The organism is Mesorhizobium sp. M7A.F.Ca.US.002.01.1.1, from assembly GCF_004022955.1.
GTDB lineage: Bacteria > Pseudomonadota > Alphaproteobacteria > Rhizobiales > Rhizobiaceae > Mesorhizobium > Mesorhizobium ciceri.
Genome location: NZ_RZQE01000386.1, coordinates 1 through 5,810, shown reverse-complemented (window position 1 = coordinate 5,810; position 5,810 = coordinate 1). Strand labels below are relative to the sequence as shown.

The following is a 5,810-nucleotide window of genomic DNA, read 5'->3' as shown; positions in this document are numbered from 1 at the left end:
ACCTTTCCCCGCTGGTTCATCAGGCTTGGAACACCCGAAACCCCCAGTCTGTTCCCACCAAAGGCATTACTGTTCCCGTCAAAGGCATTATAGGTGGGCGCGTCTAACGATTTCCGAGGCCACCCGCATGCCTGCAAAGCTCTCCGTCAACCTCAATGCCATCGCCATGCTGCGCAACCGGCGCGACCTGCCGTGGCCCAGCGTCACCGGCATCGGCCGCATCGCGCTGGCGGCCGGAGCGCATGGGCTGACGGTGCATCCACGCCCCGACGAACGGCATACAAGACACTCCGATGTGCCTGAGATCCGGTCGCTGATCGACGACGAGTTTCCGGGCGCGGAATTCAACATCGAGGGCTATCCGACCGAGGATTTCCTGTTGCTTGTGGAAAAGCATCAGCCCGAACAGGTGACTTTGGTGCCGGACGATCCGGCTCAGGCGACATCGGACCATGGCTGGAACTTCGCTACCCAGGCCGCGTTCCTCACACCGATCGTCAAGCGCCTGAAGAAGGGGGGCTTTCGCGTGTCGCTGTTTTCCGATCCGGATCCCGATTGGGTGGCGGCCGCGCGCGACACCGGCGCCGACCGCATCGAGCTCTATACAGGTCCATATGGCAGCTATCACACAGATTCCGCCAAAGCCGCCAAAGAGCTGGAAAGGCTGGGAAAAACCGCTGACGCCGCGCTTGCCGCCGGGCTGCAGGTCAATGCCGGGCACGATCTGGTGGTCGGCAACCTGCCGGCGCTGGTCAAGCGCATTCCGGCATTGGCCGAAGTGTCGATCGGACATGGGTTGACAGCCGACGCGTTGGAGTATGGCATGGCCGGTACGGTGGGTCGGTTCCTCAAGGCCTGCGGATGGTAGCGATGGGCAGCCTCGCATGGCAGGCATGGCAGCCATTACGCGACGGCACTTGATATTGCATCGCAGCAAGCGTAGAGCACCGCGCGCTTATCGGAGTGTCGTCCATGGCCCTTACCAATACTGGTAGTGAGGCAGAACCCGTCGAACAATCGAGCCATTCGGAAGTCGAACAGCACAGCACCAAGGTTCTGATGCTGGGCGCGCTCGGTGTCGTCTATGGGGATATCGGCACCAGTCCGATCTACGCCTTTCGCGAGGCGCTGGTGGCATCTTCCGGCGGACAGGTGGCCGACCGCGGTGACATCCTGGGCGTTTTGTCGCTGATCATCTGGTCGCTGACCATCATCGTCACCATCAAATACATCATGTTCGTGCTGCGGGCGAACAACCGCGGCGAGGGCGGCGTGCTGTCGCTGATGGCGCTGGCGCGCGGCAGTTTCCCCAAGCGCTCGGCGCTGATGCTCGGCATCGGCATCGTCGGGGCGTCGCTTTTCTTCGGCGACGCCGTCATCACGCCGGCGATTTCGGTGCTGTCGGCGGTCGAAGGCATGAACGTCGTCACGCCGACCTTCCAGCCTTATGTCGTGCCGCTGACACTGGTCATTCTCGCCATGGTGTTCGCGGTGCAACGTTTCGGCACGGGCGGCGTGGGATTGGTGTTCGGTCCCGTGACGGCGGTGTGGTTCCTGGCGATCGGCCTTTCCGGCCTCAACCACATCATCGCCGATCCGGAAATCCTGTGGGCGATCAGCCCGCACTACATCGTCGCATTCCTGATCAATTCGCCCGATGTCGCTTTCGTCACCATCGGCGCCATCTTCCTCGCCGTGACCGGCGCCGAGGCGCTCTATGCGGATCTCGGCCATTTCGGCCGCAAGCCGATCGTGCTCGCCTGGCTGTGGGTCGTGTTTCCGTGCCTGCTGCTCAATTATGCCGGGCAGGGCGCTTTCGTGCTGGCCAAGAACGGCGTCGTCGGCCATCCGTTCTTCGAAATGAATGAAGGCTGGACGCTGATCCCGATGGTCGTGCTGGCGACCGCCGCCACGGTCATCGCCAGCCAGGCGGTGATCTCGGGCGCCTTCTCGTTGACCAGGCAGGCGGTGCAGCTCAATATGCTGCCGCGCCTGGAAATTCTGCATACGTCGGAGAAACAGTCCGGCCAGATCTACATGCCGCGCGTCAACCTGCTGCTGGCGCTGGTGGTGATGATGCTGGTGGTGGGCTTCGGCGAGTCCAGCAGGCTGGCATCGGCCTACGGCATCTCGGTGACCGGCAACATGCTGGTGACCACGGTGCTGTTGTTTGTGGTCATGACGCGGATCTGGAAATGGAAGCTGTGGCTGGCGGTCTCGCTGACGGCGCTGTTCGGCTTCATCGACGTCGGTTTCTTTGCCTCCAACATCGTCAAGGTGTTTGAGGGCGGCTGGGCATCGCTGGCCGTTGCCTTCACCATTGTGCTGGCCATGTGGACCTGGGTGCGCGGCAGCCGCTATCTGTTCGACAAGACCCGCCGCAACGAGATCCCGCTCGATTTCCTCGCCGGCAATCTGTTGAAGAAGAAGCCGCAGCTGGTGTCAGGCACCGCCGTGTTCCTGACCAGCGATCCGCTCAGCGCGCCAACCGCACTGATGCACAGCCTGAAGCACTACAAGGTGCTGCATGAGCAGAACGTCATCCTTTCAGTGGTGACCGCGCCGCAGCCGGTGGTGCCCGACAGCGACCGGGTCAAGATGGAGACGGTCAACGAGCTGTTCATGCGCGTGACTCTGACCTTCGGCTACATGGAGCAGCCCAACATCCCGCGCGCGCTGGCGATCTGCCGCAAGCAGGGCTGGAAATTCGACATCATGACGACTTCGTTCTTCCTGTCGCGGCGTTCGCTCAAGGCCTCGCCCAATTCCGGCATGCCGGTGTGGCAGGACCGGCTGTTCATCGGCCTGGCGCGCACGGCGGCCGACGCGACGGAGTATTTCCAGATCCCGACCGGGCGCGTGGTGGAGATCGGCACTCAGGTGGCCATCTAGGACATGCCGATATTCAGGTGAGGCCGGCCTGCGAACGGCAGGTTCCTGCGCTTCCGGTACTCACGGACCAAGTGTCCGCTCCGTTCCGGTTCTCGGAACCCACATTCTCGGTCCAGCCTGACCTGAATCTCGATATGTCCTGGCGAATGAGCTGTGTCTTGCGGCACAGTCCATGTCACTCCGCTTCAACCGGCCAGCGCGGCCTTGTTCGCCTCGAGGAACTGCTTCAGCGTTTTTGGCTTGCGGCCGGAAAGCGTCTCGATCGCGTCGGTCACCATGGCGATGCGGCCGGAGCGCGTGTTGACGTCGAAGGACACGATGACTTCAGCAAAATCCTCGGGAACGCCTGATGCCTTTACCCCTTCGGTGAGCGCTTCATCCGGAACCTGCAGGACATCGAGCGACTTGCCGGTGACCTCGCTTACCAGGGCGGCAATCTCTGCCGTGGTGTAGGCGTGCGGACCGGTCAAGGTGTAGGTCTTGCTTTCGTTTGAAGCGCCAGCGAGGCTGGCGGCGATCGCCGCTGCCATGTCGTCGCGCGCACCGTGGGCAATGCGCCCGTCGCCGGCCGACGTGTACCATTTTCCCGAGGCGATCGCGTGCGGCAGGGCCATGAACAGGTTTTCCTGGTACCAGCCGTTGCGGAAGATCGTGTAGGGGATGCCGCTCGCCTTGATCGCCTGCTCGGTGCTGTAGTGGTCATCTGCAAACAGGACTGGCGATACCGGCTCCGGATTGGGCATCGAGGTGTAGAGCAGATGCGAAATGCCGGCATTTTTGGCCGCGGCGACGGCATTTTCGTGCTGCTTCAGGCGCCTGCCGCTTTTGAGATCGAGATCGCCGGTCGAAATGATCAGCACCTTGTCGGCGCCTTTGAATGCGGTTTCCAGCGACGCCGCGTCGTTGAAGTCGGCGGCCCTGACAACGACGCCGCGCAGCGCCAGATCGGCCACGCTTTCCGGATTGCGTGTGGCGGCGATGATGTTTGCCGGTGGAACTTTGTGCTTGTCCAGGAGATATTGGATGACGCCGCGGCCGAGCTGGCCGGAAGCGCCGGTGACGAGAAGGGTTTCGCTCATGGAAGGTCCTGACATTGCGCCGCTAAGGCGGTTCGAGTGGCAGTCTCAAAAAGAGACCAGCACTAAAATAGGAATTGACGTGGTGCCGTAAAGAAGGCAGTTTTTCGGGAGGTAGGCACACGCAGGGAACCAGCCATGGACGGCAAGGTCATCAATCTGAAATCGAAGTTGGAGGTCTATAAGGCCATCTCAGGCGGCGGCAATATTGCCAATTGTCCGGTTCGCGAGGTCATTCAAGGGGTGAGCGGCAAATGGAGATCGCTGCTGATGATGGCGCTGGCTGAAAAACCCTATCGCTTCGGCGAGTTGCGGCGCCTTGTGCCCGACATTTCGCAACGCATGCTGACGCAGACGCTGTACGATCTTCAGCGCGATGGCTATGTGCATCGTGAGGTGTTCCCGACCAAACCACCGAGCGTCGAATACAGCCTGACCGATCTCGGGCGCTCTATGTTCGGCGCCTTTCACCAATTGATTCTGTGGGCCGAACTCAACCATGATGCGGTGCGCGCAGCGCGCGCCGATTTTGATGCGTCCCAGGCTTGAACGGCCGCCAAGGCCCAGGCTTGAACGACCGCTAAAGCCCCAGGGTGCGGCTTGATTTCGCCGGGCTGCTGAAGGATTGTCCCGGCCAGTTCGGCTTTGGGGGCATTGGCATTTCCTACGACATCGCAATAGCAGGCGCCGGGCCGGCGGGACTGGCCATGGCGCTCTATCTCAAGCGCGCCGGGCATCAGGTCACGGTCTTTGAGCGCTTCGATGAGCCGAAGCCGGTCGGCTCCGGGCTGATCCTGCAGCCGACAGGGCTGACGGTGCTGGCCGATCTTGGCCTGCTTGACGACATGCTGGCGCTGGGCAGCCGCATCGACCGCCTGCATGGCGCCGATGCCACCACAGGCCGTACCGTGCTCGATGTCCGCTACGATGCGCAGCGCGGTGGCCGCTTCGGGCTGGCGGTGCACCGGGCGGCCTTGTTCGGCGTGCTCTTCCGCGCCGCCCAACGCGAAGCGATCGCCATCGAAACCGGCGTCGAGGTCGAGGCCTTGGAGACGGGCGAACGGACGACGCTGATCTGCGGCAACGGACGAAGGGCGGGGCCGTTCGACCTCGTCATCGACGCCAGCGGTTCGCGCTCGAAACTGCGCGGCGCAAGCGCTGCAGGCGAGCCACGACCGCTCACCTATGGCGCGTTCTGGGCCTCGCTTGGCTGGCGCGGCGACGGTTTCGATGAGCGCGCGCTGCTGCAACGCTACGACAGAGCGAGCGTGATGATCGGCGTGCTGCCGATCGGCCGGCCGCAGCCGGGCGCTGAAAAGATGGCGGCCTTCTTCTGGAGCCTGAAGCCGTCGAACGCCGATGAGGTGCGCGTCCGGGGCCTGGATGCCTGGAAGGAGAGGGTGATCCGGCTGTGGCCGCAGAGCGAGGCGTATGTCAGCCAGATCGACAGTTTCGACCAGCTCTCGCTGGCGCGCTATGGCCACCACACGATGAAGCGGCCGGTTGGGCGGCGGCTGGCCATCATCGGCGACGCGGCGCACTCGACCAGCCCGCAGCTCGGGCAAGGGGCCAACATGGCGCTGCTCGATGCCGCGGCGCTCAGCCATGCGCTGGCGCGGACGGACAGTATCGAAGCGGCACTTGAAGCCTATGCGAGGGCGCGGCGCTGGCATGTCCGCATCTTCCAGGCGCTGTCGCTGGCGTTCACGCCGTTCTACCAGTCGGATTCGGTGGCGCTGCCCTTCATCCGCGACAGGCTTGTGGCGACGGTGGCAAAAATCCCGCCGGCGCCGCAGTTTCTCGCCTCGATGGTGGCCGGCACCGTAATCGATCCGTTCAAGC

Annotated in this window: 5 protein-coding genes; 4 read left to right on the top strand and 1 reads right to left on the bottom strand. The window is 63.0% G+C overall.

Annotation, left to right across the window (positions count from 1 at the left end):
* Positions 1–127 precede the first annotated feature (127 nt).
* Together EN932_RS27370 and EN932_RS27365 are read left to right on the top strand one after the other, a co-directional pair.
* Positions 128–868: a pyridoxine 5'-phosphate synthase gene (locus EN932_RS27370; RefSeq protein WP_127369871.1), complete on the top strand. Its 741-nt coding sequence runs from the start codon at positions 128–130 to the stop codon at positions 866–868.
* Between the two features lie 104 nt (positions 869–972).
* A complete protein-coding gene (locus tag EN932_RS27365; RefSeq protein WP_127385429.1) occupies positions 973–2,892 on the top strand; it encodes a potassium transporter Kup in 1,920 nt (639 codons plus the stop codon).
* 185 nt (positions 2,893–3,077) lie between these two features.
* Here the strand turns inward: EN932_RS27365 and EN932_RS27360 are convergent, their stop codons facing one another.
* Positions 3,078–3,971: an SDR family oxidoreductase gene (locus EN932_RS27360; RefSeq protein ID WP_127385428.1), complete on the bottom strand. Its 894-nt coding sequence runs from the start codon at positions 3,969–3,971 to the stop codon at positions 3,078–3,080.
* A 135-nt stretch (positions 3,972–4,106) separates the two neighbouring features.
* Between EN932_RS27360 and EN932_RS27355 the strand changes: the two genes are divergently transcribed.
* Together EN932_RS27355 and EN932_RS27350 are read left to right on the top strand one after the other, a co-directional pair.
* Positions 4,107–4,517, top strand: coding sequence for a helix-turn-helix domain-containing protein (locus EN932_RS27355; RefSeq protein ID WP_013531060.1), 411 nt, complete (start codon positions 4,107–4,109; stop codon positions 4,515–4,517).
* A gap of 44 nt (positions 4,518–4,561) precedes the next feature.
* On the top strand, positions 4,562–5,810 hold a 1,249-nt coding region (locus EN932_RS27350), incomplete at its 3' end, for an NAD(P)/FAD-dependent oxidoreductase (RefSeq protein WP_245483334.1).